Annotated in this window: 20 protein-coding genes; 6 read left to right on the top strand and 14 right to left on the bottom strand. The window is 68.3% G+C overall.

The window, feature by feature from the left end; genetic code table 11:
- Positions 1 to 6: 6 nt before the first annotated feature.
- From VGN45_RS07545 to eno, 6 genes are all read right to left on the bottom strand, one after another.
- Complete coding sequence (locus VGN45_RS07545) at positions 7 to 1,278, bottom strand: pyruvate dehydrogenase complex dihydrolipoamide acetyltransferase (RefSeq protein ID WP_327460952.1); 1,272 nt, start codon at positions 1,276 to 1,278, stop codon at positions 7 to 9.
- Entirely contained in the window at positions 1,275 to 1,571 is a 297-nt protein-coding gene (locus tag VGN45_RS07540; protein ID WP_327460950.1) for a DUF5076 domain-containing protein, read from the bottom strand. The genes VGN45_RS07545 and VGN45_RS07540 overlap by 4 nt, the downstream gene beginning before the upstream one ends.
- Entirely contained in the window at positions 1,568 to 2,953 is a 1,386-nt protein-coding gene (locus tag VGN45_RS07535) for a pyruvate dehydrogenase complex E1 component subunit beta (RefSeq protein ID WP_327460948.1), read from the bottom strand. Before VGN45_RS07535 ends, VGN45_RS07540 begins: the two co-directional genes overlap by 4 nt.
- Positions 2,954 to 2,956: 3 nt before the next feature.
- On the bottom strand, positions 2,957 to 3,976 hold the full coding sequence (gene pdhA / locus VGN45_RS07530) for a pyruvate dehydrogenase (acetyl-transferring) E1 component subunit alpha (RefSeq protein WP_327460946.1): 1,020 nt from the start codon (positions 3,974 to 3,976) through the stop codon (positions 2,957 to 2,959).
- A 113-nt stretch (positions 3,977 to 4,089) separates the two neighbouring features.
- Positions 4,090 to 4,422 (bottom strand): FtsB family cell division protein, encoded by a 333-nt coding sequence (locus VGN45_RS07525; RefSeq protein ID WP_327460944.1) that lies wholly within the window; start codon positions 4,420 to 4,422, stop codon positions 4,090 to 4,092.
- 84 nt (positions 4,423 to 4,506) lie between these two features.
- A complete protein-coding gene (gene eno / locus VGN45_RS07520; RefSeq protein WP_327460942.1) occupies positions 4,507 to 5,784 on the bottom strand; it encodes a phosphopyruvate hydratase in 1,278 nt (425 codons plus the stop codon).
- 100 nt (positions 5,785 to 5,884) lie between these two features.
- Between eno and VGN45_RS07515 the strand changes: the two genes are divergently transcribed.
- Positions 5,885 to 7,528: a PAS domain-containing sensor histidine kinase gene (locus tag VGN45_RS07515; RefSeq protein ID WP_327460940.1), complete on the top strand. Its 1,644-nt coding sequence runs from the start codon at positions 5,885 to 5,887 to the stop codon at positions 7,526 to 7,528.
- 64 nt (positions 7,529 to 7,592) lie between these two features.
- Here the strand turns inward: VGN45_RS07515 and VGN45_RS07510 are convergent, their stop codons facing one another.
- The 7 genes from VGN45_RS07510 to lipA all read right to left on the bottom strand — a co-directional run bounded on the left by VGN45_RS07510 (position 7,593) and on the right by lipA (position 12,205).
- Positions 7,593 to 8,228, bottom strand: a complete 636-nt coding sequence (locus tag VGN45_RS07510) for a hypothetical protein (RefSeq protein ID WP_327460938.1) — start codon at positions 8,226 to 8,228, stop codon at positions 7,593 to 7,595.
- A gap of 98 nt (positions 8,229 to 8,326) precedes the next feature.
- Entirely contained in the window at positions 8,327 to 8,509 is a 183-nt protein-coding gene (rpmF, locus tag VGN45_RS07505; RefSeq protein ID WP_056449735.1) for a 50S ribosomal protein L32, read from the bottom strand.
- Between the two features lie 117 nt (positions 8,510 to 8,626).
- The gene (locus VGN45_RS07500) at positions 8,627 to 9,151 is read right to left on the bottom strand and encodes a GNAT family protein (RefSeq protein WP_327460936.1); all 525 of its coding nucleotides are present in this window, start codon (positions 9,149 to 9,151) and stop codon (positions 8,627 to 8,629) included.
- Positions 9,148 to 9,678 carry a GNAT family N-acetyltransferase gene (locus VGN45_RS07495; RefSeq protein WP_327460934.1) on the bottom strand — a complete coding sequence of 177 codons (531 nt, stop codon included), beginning with the start codon at positions 9,676 to 9,678 and terminating at the stop codon, positions 9,148 to 9,150. Before VGN45_RS07495 ends, VGN45_RS07500 begins: the two co-directional genes overlap by 4 nt.
- The gene (locus VGN45_RS07490) at positions 9,671 to 10,783 is read right to left on the bottom strand and encodes an NAD(P)/FAD-dependent oxidoreductase (RefSeq protein ID WP_327460933.1); all 1,113 of its coding nucleotides are present in this window, start codon (positions 10,781 to 10,783) and stop codon (positions 9,671 to 9,673) included. Before VGN45_RS07490 ends, VGN45_RS07495 begins: the two co-directional genes overlap by 8 nt.
- Positions 10,780 to 11,235, bottom strand: coding sequence for a type II toxin-antitoxin system RatA family toxin (locus VGN45_RS07485; RefSeq protein ID WP_327460932.1), 456 nt, complete (start codon positions 11,233 to 11,235; stop codon positions 10,780 to 10,782). The genes VGN45_RS07490 and VGN45_RS07485 overlap by 4 nt, the downstream gene beginning before the upstream one ends.
- Before the next feature lie 7 nt (positions 11,236 to 11,242).
- Positions 11,243 to 12,205, bottom strand: coding sequence for a lipoyl synthase (gene lipA, locus VGN45_RS07480; RefSeq protein WP_327460929.1), 963 nt, complete (start codon positions 12,203 to 12,205; stop codon positions 11,243 to 11,245).
- Positions 12,206 to 12,354: 149 nt separating this feature from the next.
- Between lipA and VGN45_RS07475 the strand changes: the two genes are divergently transcribed.
- The 5 genes from VGN45_RS07475 to topA all read left to right on the top strand — a co-directional run bounded on the left by VGN45_RS07475 (position 12,355) and on the right by topA (position 18,862).
- Positions 12,355 to 13,908: an AMP-binding protein gene (locus VGN45_RS07475; protein ID WP_327460927.1), complete on the top strand. Its 1,554-nt coding sequence runs from the start codon at positions 12,355 to 12,357 to the stop codon at positions 13,906 to 13,908.
- Between the two features lie 55 nt (positions 13,909 to 13,963).
- Positions 13,964 to 14,359 (top strand): DoxX family protein, encoded by a 396-nt coding sequence (locus VGN45_RS07470; RefSeq protein WP_327460925.1) that lies wholly within the window; start codon positions 13,964 to 13,966, stop codon positions 14,357 to 14,359.
- Between the two features lie 86 nt (positions 14,360 to 14,445).
- Complete coding sequence (gene plsY / locus VGN45_RS07465; RefSeq protein ID WP_327460923.1) at positions 14,446 to 15,093, top strand: glycerol-3-phosphate 1-O-acyltransferase PlsY; 648 nt, start codon at positions 14,446 to 14,448, stop codon at positions 15,091 to 15,093.
- Complete coding sequence (dprA, locus tag VGN45_RS07460) at positions 15,090 to 16,163, top strand: DNA-processing protein DprA (protein WP_327460921.1); 1,074 nt, start codon at positions 15,090 to 15,092, stop codon at positions 16,161 to 16,163. Before plsY ends, dprA begins: the two co-directional genes overlap by 4 nt.
- A gap of 86 nt (positions 16,164 to 16,249) precedes the next feature.
- Positions 16,250 to 18,862, top strand: a complete 2,613-nt coding sequence (gene topA, locus VGN45_RS07455; protein ID WP_327460918.1) for a type I DNA topoisomerase — start codon at positions 16,250 to 16,252, stop codon at positions 18,860 to 18,862.
- A gap of 3 nt (positions 18,863 to 18,865) precedes the next feature.
- On the opposite strand, the gene VGN45_RS07450 is transcribed toward topA, so the two are convergent.
- Positions 18,866 to 19,057: a hypothetical protein gene (locus tag VGN45_RS07450; RefSeq protein WP_327460916.1), complete on the bottom strand. Its 192-nt coding sequence runs from the start codon at positions 19,055 to 19,057 to the stop codon at positions 18,866 to 18,868.
- Positions 19,058 to 19,076 lie beyond the last annotated feature (19 nt).

The following is a 19,076-nucleotide window of genomic DNA, read 5'->3' as shown; positions in this document are numbered from 1 at the left end:
TCGTCCTCACGCCAGCATGGTCACGGGGTCTTCGATCATCGCCTTGAAGACCTGCAGAAAGCGCGCGCCCACGGCGCCGTCGACCACGCGGTGATCGCAGGTCAGGGTCACGGTCATGACGGTGGCGACGGCCAGCTGGCCGTCCTTGACGACCGGGCGCTGTTCCCCTGCCCCCACGCTCATGATCGCGCCCTGCGGCTCGTTGATGATCGAGGCGAAGGCCTTGATGCCGAACATGCCCAGGTTCGAGACGCTGAAGGTGCCGCCCTGGAATTCGTCCGGCTTCAACTTGCGGTCGCGGGCCCGCTTGGCCAGGTCCTTGGCCTCGGTCGCGATCTGGCGCAGGGATTTGGTCTCGCAGGCGCGGACGATTGGCGTGATCAGGCCGCCGTCGATCGCCACCGCCATCGCCACATCGGCATGATGGTGCATGGCGATGCCCTCGGGGGTGTAGCTGGCGTTGGCCTCCGGCACCGCCTTTAGGGCCATGGCCGAAGCCTTCAGCACGAAGTCGTTGACGGAGACCTTGATCCCGTCCTTCTCCAGCATCGCATTGACCCTGGCGCGCGCGGCCAGAAGGCCGTCGATCTCGCAATCGATGGTCAGGGGGAAATGCGGCACGTCGCGGAAGCTGTCGGTCAGGCGCCGCGCGATGGCCTTGCGCATGCCGTCCAGCGGGATCAGGTCGTAGCTGCCGGGCGGAATGCCCTGCTGCTCCAGCGACAGGACCTGACGCGGCTCGGCCTTGGCGGCGGCCGGAGCGGTCGCCGGAACGACCCCGCCTTTCACGCCCTCGACGTCGCGACGGACGATGCGGCCATGCGGCCCGGTGCCCTTGATCGACGACAGGTCGACGCCGTTCTGCGCCGCGATGCGTCGCGCCAGCGGAGACGCGATCACGCGCTTGCCGTCGGACTTGGCGACAGCCGTCGGTGCCTTGAGCGCCTCAGCCTTGGGTTCGGCCGGCTTCGCGTCGGCGGCCTTTGGCGCTTCCGCCACAGCGGTCGGAGCCTTGGCGGGCGCCGCTGCGGCCGCGCCGCCCTCGTCCTTCAGGCGGGCGATCGGCACATTGACCTTCACGCCCTCGGTCCCTTCGACCACGAGGATTTCCAGCACCTCGCCTTCGTCGACGGCCTCGACCTCCATGGTCGCCTTGTCGGTCTCGATCTCGGCGATCACGTCGCCGGCCTTGACCACGTCGCCGACCTTCACATGCCATTTGGCCAGCACGCCCTCTTCCATGGTGGGCGACAGAGCCGGCATCAGGATGTCGGTCATTGTGCCCCCTCCTCGGTCACGGTCTCCACTCCCGGGCTTTGCAGAACGTCGGAAATGCCGGCCAGAATCTTGGAGTAGGCCTGCTTCTCGTCCATGCCGTGCCGAACGGCATAGCCGTGGGCCATGTGCTTGGCCGCATAGGCCAGCATCTGGCCATAGGTTCGGGGGTCGTCGAACGCGGGCTTGACCGACATGACCGGCTCGCCGCGCGACCACCACATCCGGGTGAATTCGATCGCCTCGGGGTCCGACGCCACGCTGTCCGGCGTCTTCATCAGGAATTCTTCGCTCATGCCGTCACCGCTTTCACGGCCGCGACGATCTTGTCGACGCCCGGAAGGGACAGGGCCTCAAGATTGGCGGCATAAGGCAACGGCACGTCCTCCTGGTGCACCCGCAGGGGCGGCGCATCGAGATAATCGAAGGCGTGTTCGATCACCCGCGCCACCACCTCGGCGCCGACGCCCATCGGGCCCCAGCCCTCTTCGGCCGAGACCAGTCGGCTGGTCTTCTTCACGCTCTCGACGATCGTGTCGGTGTCCAGCGGCCGCAGGGTCCGCAGATCGACCACCTCGCAACTGATCCCCTCCTCCGCCAGCTTCTCTGCCGCCTGCAGGGCGAATCCGACCATGCGGCTGTGCGCCGTGATCGTCACGTCGGTCCCCTCGCGCCGAACCTTGGCCTTGCCGATCGGCACGATCCAGTCCTCGACGTCCGGCACGTCGAACTCCAGCCCGTACATCATCTCGTGCTCGAGGAAGACGACCGGGTTCGGGTCGCGGATCGCCGCCTTCAACAGACCCTTGGCGTCGGCGGCGTCATAAGGGGCGACGACCTTCAGACCGGGAACGTTGGCGTACCAGGCGGAATAGTCCTGGCTGTGCTGGGCCCCGACGCGGCTGGCGGCGCCGTTCGGGCCGCGGAACACGATCGGCGCACGGATCTGGCCGCCCGACATGTACAGGGTCTTGGCCGCCGAGTTGATGATGTGGTCGATGGCCTGCATGGCGAAGTTGAACGTCATGAACTCGACGATGGGCTTCAGGCCCGCCATGGCCGCGCCCACGCCGACGCCGGCGAAGCCATATTCGGTGATCGGCGTGTCGATCACCCGCCGCTCGCCGAACTCCTGCAACAGTTCGCGGCTGACCTTGTAGGCGCCCTGGTACTGGGCGACTTCCTCGCCCATCAGGAAGACGGCCTCGTCGCGCCGCATCTCCTCGGCCATGGCGTCGCGCAGGGCGTCGCGGATCGTGGTCTTGACCAACTTGGCGTCGGCCGGAATCTCCGGGTCGCGCAGCTCGCTCTTCGGCGCGGCAGGCGCGGCGGCCCTGGCCGGATGATCGGCGTCTTCCTCAGGGGCCGCTTTCTCACTTTCAGGGGGCGGCGTCGTCGCTTTCCCTCCCTCGGCCGTAGTCGAATTCGTCGCCGCCGGTTCGTCTCCCGACAGGCGCGCGATCGGCACGTTGACCTTAACGCCTTCGGTCCCCTCGGCGACCAGGATTTCCAGCACCTCGCCTTCGTCGACGGCCTCGACCTCCATGGTCGCCTTGTCGGTCTCGATCTCGGCGATCACCTGGCCGGCCGACACCGTGTCGCCCGCCTTGATGTGCCACTTGGTCAGCGTGCCCTCTTCCATCGTGGGCGACAGCGCCGGCATCAGAATGTCGGTCAACGGTCAGGCCTCCACATAGACGTCGGTGTAGAGCTCGGACGGGTCCGGCTCCGGGCTTTCCTGGGCGAACTGCACGGCTTCGGCGACGATCGCCTTGATCTCGGCGTCGATGGCCTTGATCTCGTCCTCGGTCGCCTTCGCGTCGGCAAGCAGCTTCTTCACGTGCTCGATCGGGTCTCGGGTCGTCTTGACCTCGTCGACCTCCTCCTTGGTCCGGTACTTGGCCGGATCCGACATGGAGTGGCCGCGATAGCGGTAGGTCTTCACTTCGAGGATGAAGGGGCCGCCGCCTTCGCGGGCGCGCTTCACGGCCCGCGCCGTGGCGTCGCGCACGGCCAGCACGTCCATGCCGTCCACCTGCTCGCCCGGGATGCCGAAGCTGGCGCCGCGCATGTACAGCTCGGTCGTCGCCGAGGCGCGCTCGATCGAGGTGCCCATGGCGTACTGATTGTTCTCGATGATGAAGATGGCCGGCAGCTTCCACAGCTGGGCCATGTTGAAGCTCTCGTAGACCTGGCCCTGGTTTGCCGCGCCGTCGCCGAAGTAGATGAAGCTGACGGAATCGTCCCCGCGGTATTTGCCGGCGAAGGCCAGGCCGGCGCCCAGCGACACCTGCGCCCCCACGATGCCGTGCCCGCCGAAGAATCCGGTCGGCACGTCGAACATGTGCATCGAGCCGCCCTTGCCCTTTGACGATCCGCCGATGCGGCCGGTCAGTTCGGCCATGACCTCTTTCGGGTCCATGCCGGCCGCAAGCATGTGACCGTGGTCGCGATAGCCCGTGATGATCTTGTCGTGGCCCTGTTTGACGCTCTCCTGAACGCCCACCGCCACGGCCTCCTGACCGATGTACAGGTGGCAGAAGCCGCCGATCAGGCCCATGCCGTAAAGCTGGCCCGCCCGCTCCTCGAACCGGCGGATCAGCAGCATCTCGCGATAGAAGCGCAGAAGGTCCTCTTTCGACGCCTGCGGGGCGTTCGGAAGCTTCTTGGGGGCAGTCTTATCGGAGGGGGCTTTCGCCATCCGCCATCTCCCGGCTGGACCCCAGGGCCGGGGCCTTCTGACTTTACGGAAAGGGGCTTTAGCAGCCTTGGTTCCGGAAAGGCAAAGCCGGGATCACGGCCTGTAACAACAGTTCAGGCGGCGGCCCGTCGATCCGCTTTCGGAGCCGACGTCGCCTGCACTTCGACGACGACGTCACGCGGGTCGGAATAGCCCAGCAGAGCCCTGGCCCTCTCCTCCAGAAGGTCGCGGGACAGGTTGTCGTCGCTCAGGTGACGCACCCTTGTTTCCAGGTCGGCACGCTCACGGTCGAGCCGCAGCGCCTCCGCCTCCCTGGCGTCCAGCGCCTGGGCCCGGGCATGGGCGGAGAGCAGACCCAACTGGCCCGTCAGCGCCTGAATGGACAGATAAACGACCGCCAGGAACAAAAAGGCGGTCACGCGGTACGGCTTCATGCGGTCCAGCAACTCGGACGCTCCTTCTGAGCGCGGGGGATTCCCTGCTCAGCAGTGAGCGAAAATGCCTAACGAACCGTAGCTTGGCCGCAAAATCTACCGCAAAAGCATGCCGTCTCCGTAGTACTGCCCCTGGTCGCCCAACATTTCCTCGATGCGCAGCAACTGGTTGTACTTCGCCGTGCGGTCCGAACGCGCCAGAGAGCCGGTCTTGATCTGCCCGCAGTTGGTGGCCACGGCCAGGTCGGCGATCGTCGAGTCCTCGGTTTCGCCCGACCGGTGGCTCATCACCGCCGTGTAGCCGGCGCGATGGGCCATGTCGACCGCATCCAAGGTCTCAGACAACGTGCCGATCTGGTTGACCTTGATGAGGATCGAGTTCGCCAGGCCCTCGCCGATGCCGGCCGCCAGACGCACCGGGTTGGTCACGAACAGGTCGTCTCCGACCAGCTGGACCCGGTCGCCCAGACGCTCGGTCAGGGCCTTCCAGCCGTCGAAGTCGTCCTCGGCGCAGCCGTCCTCGATCGACACGATCGGGAAGCGTTCGCACAGGTCGGCCAGATAGCCGACCATGCTCTCGTGGTCGAAGGTCTTGCCCTCGCCCGCCATGACGTACTTGCCGTCTCTGAAGAACTCGGTCGCGGCGACGTCGAGCGCCAAGTGGAAATCCTCGCCCGCCAGATAGCCTGCCGCCTGCCCCGCCTTGGTGATGAACTCCAGCGCTTCCTTCGCCGAGGCCAGGTTGGGAGCGAAGCCGCCCTCGTCGCCGACGTTGGTGTTGTGGCCCGCGTCCTTCAGGGCCTTCCTCAGCGCGTGGAAGATTTCCGTGCCCATGCGCAGGCTCTCGGAGAAGCTCTCGGCGCCGGTCGGCAGGATCATGAACTCCTGAATGTCGATCGGATTGTCCGCGTGGGCGCCGCCGTTGATGATGTTCATCATCGGCGTCGGCAGGATGCGGGCCGAGATGCCGCCGACATAGCGGTGCAGCGGCAGGCCGGCCGAGATGGCGCTGGCCTTGGCGCAGGCCAGCGATACGCCCAGGATGGCGTTGGCGCCCAGCCGCCCCTTGTTCTCCGTGCCGTCCAGCTGGATCAAGGCTTCGTCGATGCGGCGCTGGTCCTCGGCGTCCATGCCGGACAGGGCGTCGAAGATCTCGCCGTTGACGGCGTCGACCGCCTTCTGCACGCCCTTGCCGCCCCACAGATCCTTGTCGCCGTCCCGCAGCTCGACGGCCTCGTGCGCGCCGGTGGAGGCGCCCGAGGGCACGGCCGCACGACCGAAGCTGCCGTCGTCCAGGACCACGTCCACTTCGACCGTCGGATTGCCGCGGGAATCGAGGATTTGGCGGGCGACGATGTCGGCGATGTCGGTCATGATGGGCTCCTGTTGTCGCCGGGGCTTTAACCCGCGGCGTGCGTCGCGCCAACCTTCGGGAACGCCGAAGGTTCGGGTGCGTTCAGGCGCGGGGAGGCACATGGCCAAGGTTCAGCCCAGCGACCGCTCGCCGCAATCCGAGGGGCCAAGCCTTGCGGTGCTTGACGCCCTGCCCTTGCTGATTTCCCACATCGGCGCGGATCTGACCTATCGCTTCATGAACCGCGCTTATGAAGCCTGGTTCGGCCAGGATCGCGAGCGGCTGCTTGGCCGAACGATGACGGAGGTGCTGGGACCGGCCGCCTTCGCCCGGTTGGAACCGCACGTCACCGCGGCACTGAGCGGTCGAACGGTGCGCTTCGAGTCCGCCGTGCCCTATCGCGACGGCGGCGCGCGAGTCATCGTCGCGCGCTACATTCCGATCGCGGGCGACGGCTTCTACGCCGTCGTTGACGACGTGACCGAGGTGCGGCGCAACGAGCGCCGTGCAGAGGACATCCTGAACGCCCTGCCCGATCCCTTCATAGCCGTGGACGAGGCGCTGCGCCTGACCTTCGCCAACCCGGCCTCGCGTCGCTTCATGCCGTCCGGAGCGCTTGAGATCGGCGCAGACTTGAGCGGGCGCTTCCCACCCGAACGCCAATCTTTGTTGCACGAAGTGCTCAGCACACAGAAGACGTTGGAACGGGAGATGCCCTCCACCGTCGCACCCGAGCGCATTCTGCAGATGCGCATCTTTCCCCTGGAAGAAGGGCTGGGCATCCACGCGCGCGACGTCACCGAGCGGCGTCGGGCGGAGCGCGAACTGGCCGACAGGGAACGCCGGCTGGCGGTGGCGGCCGACGCGGTCCTTGGCGTGGCCTACGACTGGGATCTGCAGACCGACCTGGTGGTCCGATCCGCGGGTCTGCAACAGCTCATCGGCATTCCGCTCGCCGAAACGTCGCCACGGGCGGAGTGGTGGCGCGATCGGATCCATCCCGACGACCTGGCGCACATCTTGGCGAGCAAGGCGCCGGATCACGCCGAAGCCTGGAGCGAGCAGGAGTATCGCGTCCGCCACGCCGACGGCCGCTGGATCGACGTCATCGACCGGGCGCGCGTCGTCTACGACGACGAAGGTCGGCCCGCGCGCGTGATCGGCACGACCATCGACGTCACCGCGATCAAGCAGGGCGAGGCCCGCCTTCGAGTGCTGGTGGACGAGATCAATCATCGGGTGAAAAACACCCTGGCCACCGTCCAGTCCATCGCCATGATGTCGGCCCGCTCGTGTCCCGACCTTGAAACCTTCGTGGCGCGGTTCCAGGAGCGGCTGATCTCCCTCTCGCGGGCTCACGACCTGCTGACGCGCAGGCACTGGACGGACGCGACCCTGAACGAGGTGATCGACTGCGCCATGGGCGCATATGGCGAGGGGCGACTCCGCCTCTCCGGGCCGCCCTTCGTCCTGGGGCCGCGAACGGCGCTCGCCCTGTCGCTGGCCTTCCACGAACTGGCCACGAACGCGGTCAAATACGGCGCGCTGGGCGCGCCGGAAGGTCACGTCGAAATCAGCTGGCAGGTTAACGACCGCGACGTCGTCCTGGTCTGGAAGGAACGTGGCGGCCCGCCAGTGGGCATTCCCACACGAAGTGGTTTCGGCTCACGACTGCTTCAGTCCATGGGCGCGGACCTCGGCGGGGACGTCGCGCTGGAGTGGCAAACCGACGGCGCGGTCTGCCGCATCGCCTTCACGGCCTAGAGCGTGATTCACGGCATCAGTGGAATCGCGAAGCGATTCCACTGATGCCGATCAGGCTCTAGGGTCAGGAACAGCCTTCGACGTACTGTATCGACGGCCCGCCGCCGCGGATCGCCGCCACCCGGCCGTCCATGCCGATCTCATAGACGAGGCCTCGTGCGCTCGGATCCTGCACATAGGCCGACGCAGAGGTCGGCGGGCTCCACACCGTCACATACTCCGCCGGGGCCGAGCTGTATTTGTGGGGACTGGCCACCGCGGCGGGACCGTAGGCCGCCTTAACCGCCGACGCCTCGTCGCCCAGGCCGAAGCCGCGATCGGACTTCAGGGTCGAGCCGCGGATCAGCGAGATGCGCGTAAGCCGGTCGTTCTCGATCATGATCAGCGTGCCCTCCGGCGCGCGGGCAGGGCGGAACTCGTCGCACTGGGCCGGATCGGCGCCGCCGACGGCGTCCGGGTTGGCGTCGTCGCCCCACGCGGCGACGACCTCGGCGCGCGTCATGCCGATCCTCAGCGGCCCGAGACCGATCGACGTCAGCGCATTGCCGTCGGCCGGCGTCGTCGGGGGCGTGGGCTCAGTCGGTGCGACGGGCGCCGTCGGCTCTTTCGCAGCGGTCGTTTCCTCGGCGGGCGGTGCGCCGCAGGCGGCGAGGGCGAGGGCGAGGGCGGAGGCGGCGACGGTGATCAGGATCAGGCGCATGGAGGGCTCCCAAAGCTCGGCAGCCGCATCAACGCACGAAAACGGCGCGCGGGGCCACCGCGCGCCGTTCAAAAAAACGTCGGACGTCCTGAAAAGACCTAGTCTTCCTTGGGCGTCAGCACCTGACGGCCGCGATAGGTGCCGGTCTTCAGGTCGATGTGGTGCGGGCGCTTCAGCTCGCCGGTGTCCTTGTCCTCGACGTAGGCGTTCGTGCCGAGGGCGTCATGGGCGCGGCGCATGTTGCGACGCGACGGCGATACTTTGCGCTTGGGAACGGCCATGTCCGTCTCGATCTTCGGGCTGGGCGCACCGGAGCGGGTCCGGAACGCGAAAAAGGGGGCGGTGGCCGAACCGGGCCGCCGCGGGAGGCGGGCTTATGCCGGAACGTCATGGCGATTTCAAGCCTCGCCGCGCGCCGCCCAGTCTTCGCGGGAAAGGGCGTAGAAAAAGCTGTCCTTCCATTCCCCGCCGACGTTCCAGGTCCGCTCCGCGAAGCCGGTGCGGACGAAGCCCAGTTTCTCCAGCAGCCGAATCGAGGCCGCGTTCGCCGGATCGACGTCGGCGGTCGCGGCCGGATGATCCGTGATCGCGAACAGCCGGTCCAGAACGGCCGTGACGGCCTCGGTCGCAAGCCCCCGCCCCCAGACGTCGGGATGCAGGATGTAGCCGACGTCCGGTCCTTTCCAGAATCCCGCCTTGCCGACGACGCGGCCCTCGAACTCGACGAGGAAGTCCAGCCCGGACCCCTGCCGCGCCATCATCGACGCAAGCCACTCCCGCGTCTGATCCAGCGTCTCGTGCGGCGGCGACGACCACCAGGTCATAGCCCGCGGGCGCGTGAACACGGCGTGCAGCGCGCGGAGATCGTCTTCGCGCGCCGGCCTCAGAAGCAGGCGCTCCGTCCGCATCTCGCTCGACGTCACGCCAGGACCTTTTCCATCACCACGAAGGCCAGGTCGCTGCGCCGCGGAATCCCGAAGCGCGGATCGGTCGCCGGAAACGGCCTTCGCTCGCCCGTCAGACGGTAGTCACGACGCTGATACCATTCGATCAATTCGTCGCGCTGGACGATGACCGTCATCTCCATTCGGGTCGCGCCGAAGCGCTCCCTCGCCAGCGACTCGGCTTCCGCGATCAGCCGCCGGCCCAGACCCATCGCCTGAAGCGGCGCCGCGACCGTCAGCATGCCCAGATAGGACAGGCCCTCGCCCTTGTCCGTCACATGGACGCAGCCGATCAACTCTCCGGCCTTTTCGGCCAGGAGGATCACCTGGGCGGGATCGCCCACGCTTTCGGCCAGGGCGTCCGAGTCGATCCGGGCGGCGTCCAGCAGGTCAGCTTCGTGCGTCCAGCCCACACGCGCCCGGTCGCCGCGATAGGCGTGATGCACCAGCGGTTGAAGGTCCGGGACGTCCGCCAGCGTCGCATGCCGGAAACGGACGTCATCCATGGTCCAGCATCTCCGTCACCGCCTCGCCGATGGCCAGAGAGCTCGTCAGGCCGGGGCTTTCGATGCCGAACAGGGCGACCAGACCTTCGATCCCGTGGTCGTCGGCGCCGCGCAGTTGGAAATCCGGCTGCGGCTCCCCCGGCCCGTGCAGCTTGGGCCGGATGCCGGCATAGTCGGGAACGAGGGCGCCGTCCGGCAGGCCAGGCCAGAACCGCCGCACATAGGCCTGAAACTCCGCCGCCTGAGACGGATCGACTGAATAGTCCTCAGTCTCGACGAAGGTCAGGTCCGGTCCGAACACCGCCTGGCCGCCCAGGTCGCGGCGATAGTGAATGCCCAGGGCCCCGGGTATGGGCAGGGGATAGACCAAGGGCTCGAACGGCGCCCTGCCCGCCAACCGGAAATAGATGCCCTTGCCGTAATGACCGGCCGGGATGCGCGCCGTCGGATACCCCTCGATCTTCTCCGCCACCGCCTGGGCCGACAGGCCGGGTGCGGTGGCCAGCCGGGCGCAGGTCACGGTCATGGCCCCCTCCCCGCCCACGCGCACCGAAAATCCGCCGCCGCCTAGGGGCTCGGCCCCCTCGAATGGTGCGCCGGTCACCACCGCCCCGCCCGCATCATCGATCTCGCCCTGCAAGGCCAGCATGTAGCCGTGGCTGTCCAGAAGGCCGCTTTCGGGCGACCACAGGGCCTCGACGGCCCGCACGCCGGGCGCGCGCGCCTGGGTCTCAGCCGCCGTCAGCCGCGCCATGCCTTCGACGTCGTTGGCTTGGGCCTGCGCCAAAATGGCCTCAAGCCTTTGCGACTGGTCCGCCTCGGCGGCGACGACCACCTTGCCGCACTTGCGATGATCGATCTTGCGGCTGTCCAGATAGGCATAGAGCGCGCGCCGCCCCTGAACGCACAGCCGCGCCTTCAGCGACCCGGTAGGATAATACAGCCCGCCGTGAATGACCTCGGAGTTGCGGCTGGAGACGCCTTGGCCGATGTGGCCCTCCTTCTCCAGCACCAGCACGGACCGGCCGCGCACGGCCAGGGCCCGCCCGCAGGCCAGGCCTACGGCGCCCGCGCCTACCACCACGGCGTCGAAGTCGAAGCTCATGCGGCCCGTCCGTACCGCCGCGCCGCCTCGCCCTCGAAACAGCTGATCAGCCGGCCCACGGCCCGTTCGAAATTGGCGTGAAGCATGGCGTCCAGCAGGCGGGACTTGAAGGCGAAGTCGATCATGAACTCGATGCGCGTGCCCCGCGGGTCGGGAAGGAACTCCCACCTGTTCTTCAGGTGCCTGAACGGCCCGCTCAGCAGCCCTACCTCGACCATATGACGGTTTCGATCGTGCCGCACCCAGGTGGCGAACCGCTCTTTCAGAAAACTGAACCCCACCTGCGCCTCGGCGTCGACCAGATCGACGCCCGCCGCTTCCTCCCTTGCGTTCCATGTCCGCATCGCCGTGACCCACGGTACGAACTCGGGGTAAGCCCGCACGTCGGCGACCAGCGCCGCCAACTGTTCGGGCGCATAGGGCAGGATGCGGGTGACGCGGTGGACGGCCAAGCGGCTGTCAGCGCGCGGTCTGGGCCAGGCGGGCCGCCTTGAGCCGGGCGAAGTCTTCGCCCGCGTGGTGCGACGAGCGGGTCAGCGGCGAGGACGACACCATCAGAAAGCCCTTGGCGCGGGCGATGGCCTCATAGGCCTTGAACTCCTCGGGCGTGACGAAGCGCTCGATGGCGGCGTGCTTGCGGGTGGGCTGGAGGTACTGGCCGATGGTGATGAAATCGACGCCGGCCGACCGCATGTCGTCCATCACCTGCATGACCTCCTCCTTGGTCTCGCCCAGGCCGACCATGATGCCGGACTTGGTGAACTGGTTGGGGTCGCGCTCCTTGACCTGCTGCAGCAGCCGCAGGGAGTGGAAGTAACGGGCGCCGGGGCGGATCTTCAAATAGAGCCGCGGCACGGTCTCCAGGTTGTGGTTGAAGACATCGGGCTTGGCGTCGATCATCGTCTCGGCCGCGCCGTCCTTGCGCAGGAAGTCGGGCGTCAGGATTTCGATGGTCGTCGCCGGCGCCTGGCGACGGATTTCCCGCACCACCTCGGCGAAATGCGCCGCGCCGCCGTCCGAGACGTCGTCCCGGTCCACCGAGGTGATCACGACGTGGTTCAGACCCAACTGCGCCACCGCCAGCCCGACCTTGGCCGGCTCTTCCGGATCGAGCGGCTGGGGCAGCCCCGTCTTGACGTTGCAGAAGGCGCAGGCCCGCGTGCAGGTGTCGCCCATGATCATCAGGGTGGCGTGCTTCTGGCTCCAGCACTCGCCGATGTTCGGGCAGGCCGCCTCTTCGCAGACGGTGTGAAGGCCCTTGTCCTTCACGATGGCTCTGGTGGCGTTGTACTGGCCCGAGCCGGGCGCCTTGACCCTCAGCCAGTCGGGCTTGCGCAGCACCGCCGTCTCGGGCCGGTTGGCTTTTTCCGGATGCCGCAGTTCGGCCGGCGACTTCGTCAGGCTGTCGATCAGGGTGACCATGGAACCGGCTATGTCGTCGCTTGTCCGACGCAAGGCAAGCCCGGCGGGAACCTCACGCCCCGTTACGCATCTTTTCAATGATGAAACCGGGCCCTAGTTTGCGCCGCGTAAACCAGACCGGCGGGCCGCGCCGGCGGGAGGAGTTTCGCTTGCGCCTGCCCCTTGACGCCAAGTCCGAAGAGACGGTCTTCGACGCCCTGATCGCGGCCCGTGACCGCTTCGGCGACAAGGAGATCCTGGAGGACCAGGACCGCAAGCCGCTGACCTACACCGGCCTGATCCGCGCCGCCTTCGTGCTGGGCCGCAAGATCGCGGCGATGACCCAGCCGGGCGAGCGCGTCGGCATCCTGCTGCCGTCGTCGGCCGGCGTCGTGGTCACCTACTACGGCCTGCACGCCCACGGCCGCGTGCCCGTGATGCTGAACTTCACCTCCGGCGAGCGGAACGTGAAAGCGGCGATCCAGGCGGCGGGCGTGAAGCGCGTGCTGTCGGCAAAGCGCTTCGTCGATCAGGCCAAGCTGGACGATCTGATGACCGAGATCGCCAGGGTGGCCGAGGTCGTCTGGCTGGACGACGTGCGCAAGACCATCGGCCTGCCCGACAAGGTCTACGGCCTGATGGCCGGCATGATGCCCAAACGGTTCCGCGTGAAGACCGAGCCGTCCTCGCCCGGCGTCATCCTGTTCACCTCGGGCAGCTTCGGCGCGCCCAAGGGCGTCTTCCTCAGCCAGTGGAACCTGGTGTCGAACTGCCGTCAGGTCGCCCAGCACATCGCGCTGGACCCCGACTGGGTGGTGTTCAATCCCCTGCCGACCTTCCACTGCTTCGGGCTGACGGGCGGGGTGCTGCTGCCCATGCTGACGGGGATGAAGGCCTTTCAGTACCCCTCGCCGCTGCACGCCAAGCAGATCGTCGAGCTGTTGCCGGAGGTGAAGGCGTCGATCCTGTTCGCCACCGACACCTTCCTGAACCAGTGGGCTCGCGTCGCCGCACCGGACGACTTCTCGACGCTGCAGTTCGTGGTCGCGGGGGCCGAGAAGGTGAAGGACGAGACCTATCACCTCTACAACACCAAGTTCCGGGGCCTGAAGCTGCTGGAGGGCTACGGCGCCACCGAGGCCGCGCCGGTCGTCGCGGTGAACCACCCGGACCGCAACCGTCCCGGCACCGTCGGCCAGATGCTGCCCGGAATGGAATGGCGGCTGGACCCCGTGGACGGCATCGCCGACGGCGGTCGGCTGTTCCTGCGCGGGCCCAACGTGATGAAGGGCTATCTGTCGCCCGACGATCCCGAAAAGGTCGATCCCCTGCCCGGCGGCTGGCACGACACAGGCGACATCGTCGACATCGACAAGGACGGCTACGTCTCGATTCTGGGGCGGGCCAAGCGGTTCGCCAAGATCGGTGGGGAGATGGTCAGCCTGACGGCGGTCGAAGGCTTGGCCGGCGCCGTCTGGCCGGAAAACCGGCACGCCGTGGTCTCCGTGCCCGACGCCCGCAAGGGCGAGAAGTTGGTCCTGGTCACCGACCGCAAGGATGCCGACGTGGCCCGGATGGCCGAATGGGCGCGCGAGCACGGCGCACCCGAACTGGCCGTGCCCAAGAAGATCATGCGCGTCGTCGAGGTTCCAGTGCTGGGCACCGGCAAGACCGACTACGTCTCGATCCAACGCATGGTCGAGGACGACCGGGCGGCCGCTTGAACTGAAACCGCGAGCGTTGCAGTCTCGATCTTTCACTGACAGGGAGGCTTCCGCAATGTTCGATCGTGCGTCCGACTGGCGTCCGCAACTCCTCAGCGTGCTGCGCATCATGTCCGGCCTGCTGTTCCTGCAGCACGGCACGGCCAAGGTTCTGGGCTTTCCGGCCGTGGAGGGTGTGCCGCCGCCGGGGCTGAGCCTGCCCGGCCTGTCCGGGCCGCTGGAACTTATCTTCGGCGTCCTGCTGGTGCTGGGCCTCTTCACGCGTCCGGTGGCTTTTCTGTCCGCCGGCTTCTGCGCCGTAGGCTACTGGATCGCGCACGGCATGGGCGGCTTCTATCCGATCCTGAACGGCGGTGAACTGATCGCCCTCTACTGCTTCGTCTTCCTGTACATCTTCACTGCAGGCCCCGGCCCGTGGAGTCTGGACGCCGCCCTGCGCAAGCGGCCCTGACGCGCTGGCGCTCGACGGCGCGGGGCCTTGCCTGACAAGGTCCGCGCCGCCATCGTGGCGCGGGCATTCCGAGGGGAGCGAATCAGTTGCAGGATCTGGCCGTCCCGGCCCTGAGCACTCTCGGCCTGCTGGCGCTGGGCGGGTATCTGCTGGGCTCCATCCCCTTCGGCGTGCTGCTGACGCGCGCCGCCGGGGCCGGGGACGTCCGCAACATCGGCTCGGGCAACATCGGCGCCACCAACGTGCTGCGCACCGGGCGCAAGGACCTCGCCTTCGCCACCTTGATCCTGGACGCCGGCAAAGGCGCCGTCGCTCTGTTGGTGGCGCGGGAGTTGATCCCGGGCGAGGCGGGTCAGGCAGCGGGCGCGATCGCCGGCGGCGCGGCCTTTCTGGGCCACCTGTTTCCAGTCTGGCTGGGCTTCAAGGGGGGCAAGGGCGTGGCGACCTTCTTCGGACTGCTGATCGCCGCCTGGTGGCCGCTGGGCCTTCTGGCGGGGGCGACGTGGATCCTGATCGCCCTGGTCTTCCGCATCTCCTCCCTGTCGGCGCTGGTGGCCTCGGCCGTCGCCCCGGCGTTGTCGCTTGCGCCGCTGCCCGCGCTGGACCTGCCGACCCCTGCGCCGATCACCGCTTTGGCGGCCGTCACCGCCGTGCTGATCTGGATCAGGCACGCCGCCAACATCGGCCGCCTGCTGACCGGTCGTGAGCCGCGCATCGGGGCCAAGGCGGCGTGAGCCTGTCGGACGGCGAGCGCTTCGCCCGCCTGCGCCTGGCCCGCACCGACCGCGTCGGTCCCGTCGCCTTTCGCCAGTTGCTCCAGCGATTCGGCTCCGCCGAGCGGGCGGTTGATGCCTGGCCCCACCTGACCGCCCGCGCCGGCCGAGATGCTCCTCTGTGCGATCCGGCGAAGGTCGAGGCTGAAGTCGAGGCTGGGGCGGCGGTCGGAGCCAAGCTGATCATGCTTGGCGACGCCATCTTCCCGACAGCCTTGGCGGCCGTCGATCCACCCCCACCCCTGCTGTGGGCCCTGGGTGACCCCCGGCTGCTGATCGAGCGGCCCTGCATCGCCGTCGTCGGGGCGCGCGTGGCCTCAGCCGGGGGGGTGCGCATCGCGCGCGGTCTCGCGTCCCAACTCGGCGAAGCGGGATGGATCGTGGTGTCCGGCCTGGCGCGCGGCGTGGACGGCGCGGCCCACGAGGGCGCCCTTCCAACCGGCACGGTCGCGGTCTTGGGTGGCGGGGTCGACGACGTCTATCCGCCCGATCACCGCGACCTCCATCGACAGGTGGCCGAGCGCGGCTGCATCGTCTCCGAACGCCCGCCCGGTGCGCGCGCCCAAGCCGCCGACTTCCCTCGCCGGAACCGGATCATCTCCGGCCTGTCGCGAGGGGTCATCGTGGTTGAGGCCGAACTGCGTTCCGGCTCCCTGATCACCGCGAGACAGGCGGCCGACCAAGGGCGAGAGGTGTTCGCCGTACCCGGCTCGCCGCTGGATCCCCGCTCGCGCGGCACGAACGACCTGATCCGCAACGGCGCGGCCCTGTGCGAAGGGCTGGAGGACGTCGAGCGCGCCTTCGCCTCCATCCGCACCCTGTCCGAGCCGCCGGTCGACGCGCCCGATTATCAAGAGCCCGACGACGTCCTGATCGAACGGGTCGCCGCTCTGCTCTCCCCCACACCGACCCCGCGTGACGAGCTGGCCCGTGCCGTGAGCGCGCCGGTCGGAGCGGTGGCGGCGGCGCTGCTGGAGCTCAGCCTGGTCGGTCGTGCCAGTCTGTTGCCCGGTGGACTGGTCAGCTCCTGACGCCCAGTCGACCGTCGTTTCGGTCGCCATTTGACATGCGGCCCGTGCCGAACCACGTTCCCGCCCCCTCCCGAGACCCGCACCGCATGAACCTCGTCATCGTCGAGAGCCCGGCCAAGGCCAAGACCATCAACGGCTACCTGGGCTCGGACTTCACCGTCCTGGCCTCCTACGGCCACGTCCGCGACCTGCCCTCGAAAGACGGTTCGGTGAAACCCGACGAGGACTTCGCCATGAGCTGGGAGGTCGACGCCAAGGCCTCCAAGCGGCTGTCGGAGATCGCCGAAGCCGCCAAGCGCGCCGACCGCGTCGTTCTGGCCACCGACCCTGACCGCGAGGGCGAGGCGATCAGCTGGCACGTGCTGGACGTCCTGACGAAGAAAAAGGCCCTGAAGGACAAGACCGTCCAGCGCGTCACCTTCAACGCCATCACCAAGTCCGCCGTGCAGGCCGCCATGGCCGCGCCGCGCGAGCTCGATATGCAGCTGGTCGAGGCCTACCTCGCCCGCCGCGCGTTGGACTATCTGGTCGGCTTCACCCTGTCGCCGGTGCTGTGGCGCAAGCTGCCCGGCGCGCGCTCGGCCGGCCGCGTCCAGTCCGTGGCCCTGCGCATCGTCGTCGACCGCGAGATGGAGATCGAGCGGTTCAAGCCGCAGGAATACTGGTCGATCGAGGCCGACGTGACGGCCGACAGCCCGCCCTTCGTCGCGCGCCTGGTCAAGCACGCCGGCAAGCGCGTCCAGCGCCTGGACGTGAAGGACGAGGCGACGGCCACCGCCGCACGCGCCGCCATCCAGTCCGGCGCCTTCACGATCCGGTCGATCGAGAAGAAGCCGGTCCGGCGCAACCCCTCGCCGCCCTTCACCACCTCGACCCTGCAGCAGGAGGCCTCGCGCAAGCTGGGCTTCACCGCCCAGCGCGCCATGCAGGCGGCGCAGAAGCTTTATGAGGGCGTCGACGGGACGGGCGGCCTGATCACCTACATGCGGACCGACGGCGTCCAGGTCAGCCCCGAGGGCATCGCCCAGGCGCGGGAGGTCATCAAGGACCGGTTCGGCCCCGCCTACGTCCCCGCCGAAGCGCGCCACTACAAGACCAAGGCCAAGAACGCCCAGGAGGCGCACGAAGCGATCCGCCCGACCAACCTCGCGCGACACCCGGACAGCCTGCGTCTCGAGAGCGACCTGCAGCGGCTGTACGAACTGATCTGGAAGCGCATGGTCGCCAGCCAGATGGAGGCCGCCCGGCTGGATCGGACGGTCGTGGAGGTCGAGAGCGACGACGGCCAGACCGGCCTGCGCGCCACCGGCCAGGTCGTGGCCTTCGACGGCTTCATGGCCGTGTACGAGGAAGGCCGCGACGAACGGCCGAAGGACGGCGGCGACGACGAGGACGACGACGGCGCCCGCCTGCCGGCGCTGAAGGAAGGCGCGACCGCGGCGGTTCAGGACGTGCGGGCCGACCAGCACTTCACCGAACCCCCGCCCCGCTATTCCGAGGCGACCCTGGTCAAAAAGCTGGAGGAGCTGGGCATCGGCCGCCCCTCCACCTACGCCTCGATCCTGACGACCCTGCGCGACCGCGAATACGTCCGCATGGACAAGAACCGCTTCCATCCGGAGGACAAAGGGCGGCTGGTCACGGCCTTCCTGGAGCAGTTCTTCGCCAAGTGGGTCGAGTACGACTTCACCGCCGCGCTGGAGACGCGTCTGGACGAGGTCTCGGCCGGCGATCTGGACTGGAAGGCGCTGCTGCGCGAGTTCTGGACCGACTTCCACGCGGCGACCCAGGCCGCGGGCGAGCTGCGCACCACGGCCATCCTGGACGCGCTGAACGAGTCGCTGGGCCCGCACATCTTCCCGGACAAGGGCGACGGGTCCGACCCGCGCGAATGCCCCCTGTGCCATCAGGGCCAGCTGAGCCTCAAGACCAGCCGCTTCGGCGCCTTCATCGGCTGTTCGCGCTATCCGGACTGCAAGTTCACGCGGCCGGTGGCGTCTCCGGACGCGGCCGATGGCTCCGCCGACGGCGGCGATCGCGAGCTGGGCGTCGATCCCGTCACCGGTCAGCCGGTGCACCTGAAGATCGGCCGCTTCGGGCCCTACGTCGAAACCGCCGGGGACGGCGACAAGCCGAAGCGATCTTCCCTGCCCAAGGGGTGGTCGCCGGCCGGCATGGATCTGGAACGGGCGCTGCGCCTGCTGTCCCTGCCGCGCGAGGTGGGCGTGCATCCGGAGGACGGCAAGCCGATCTCGGCGGGCCTGGGCCGGTACGGGCCCTTCATCCTGCACGCGGGAACCTATGCGAACGTCTCCGACATCGAAGAAGTTTTCGACATCGGCCTGAACCGCGCGGTCGCTCTGCTGGCCGAGAAGCGGGCCGGCGGCGCGCGCGGTCGCGGCGCCGCGACCACGCCGCTGAAGGATCTGGGCGTCCACCCGGAGACGGGCGATCCCGTCCACGTCATGGCCGGGCGCTTCGGACCCTATGTGAAGTCCGGCAAGGTCAACGCCACCCTACCCAAGGGCACGGCGCCCGAGGATCTGACGCTGGAGGCCGCCCTGCCCCTGCTCGCCGCGCGCGCCGCGGCGGCGCCCAAGGGCAAGGCGAAGGCCGCGCCGAAGAAGGCGGCGGCCAAGAAGGCTCCCGCGAAGACGGCGGCGAAGAAGAAGGCGTCGGCGAAAAAGAAGGCGGACTGACGCCTACAGCGCCGCCGCGCGCTCGATCCGTTCGGTCAGGTCGCCGTCCCACACCTCGGCGTGGGTGGCGGTCGGGCGCTCGATCAGCAGGTCGTGCGCCAGGCGCAGCGCCGCCGTCCGGTCGTCGGCGTCCAGGGGCATCATCAGCGGCGTGTCGTCGCCGACGTGCACGTAACAGAACCATTGTGTGGCCATGAGGCCCTCCTTGGGGCGT

The organism is Brevundimonas sp., from assembly GCF_035999125.1.
Taxonomy (GTDB): Bacteria; Pseudomonadota; Alphaproteobacteria; order Caulobacterales; family Caulobacteraceae; genus Brevundimonas.
The sequence above is the reverse complement of the archived record's forward strand: the minus strand, read 5'-3'. Positions and strand labels throughout refer to the sequence as shown.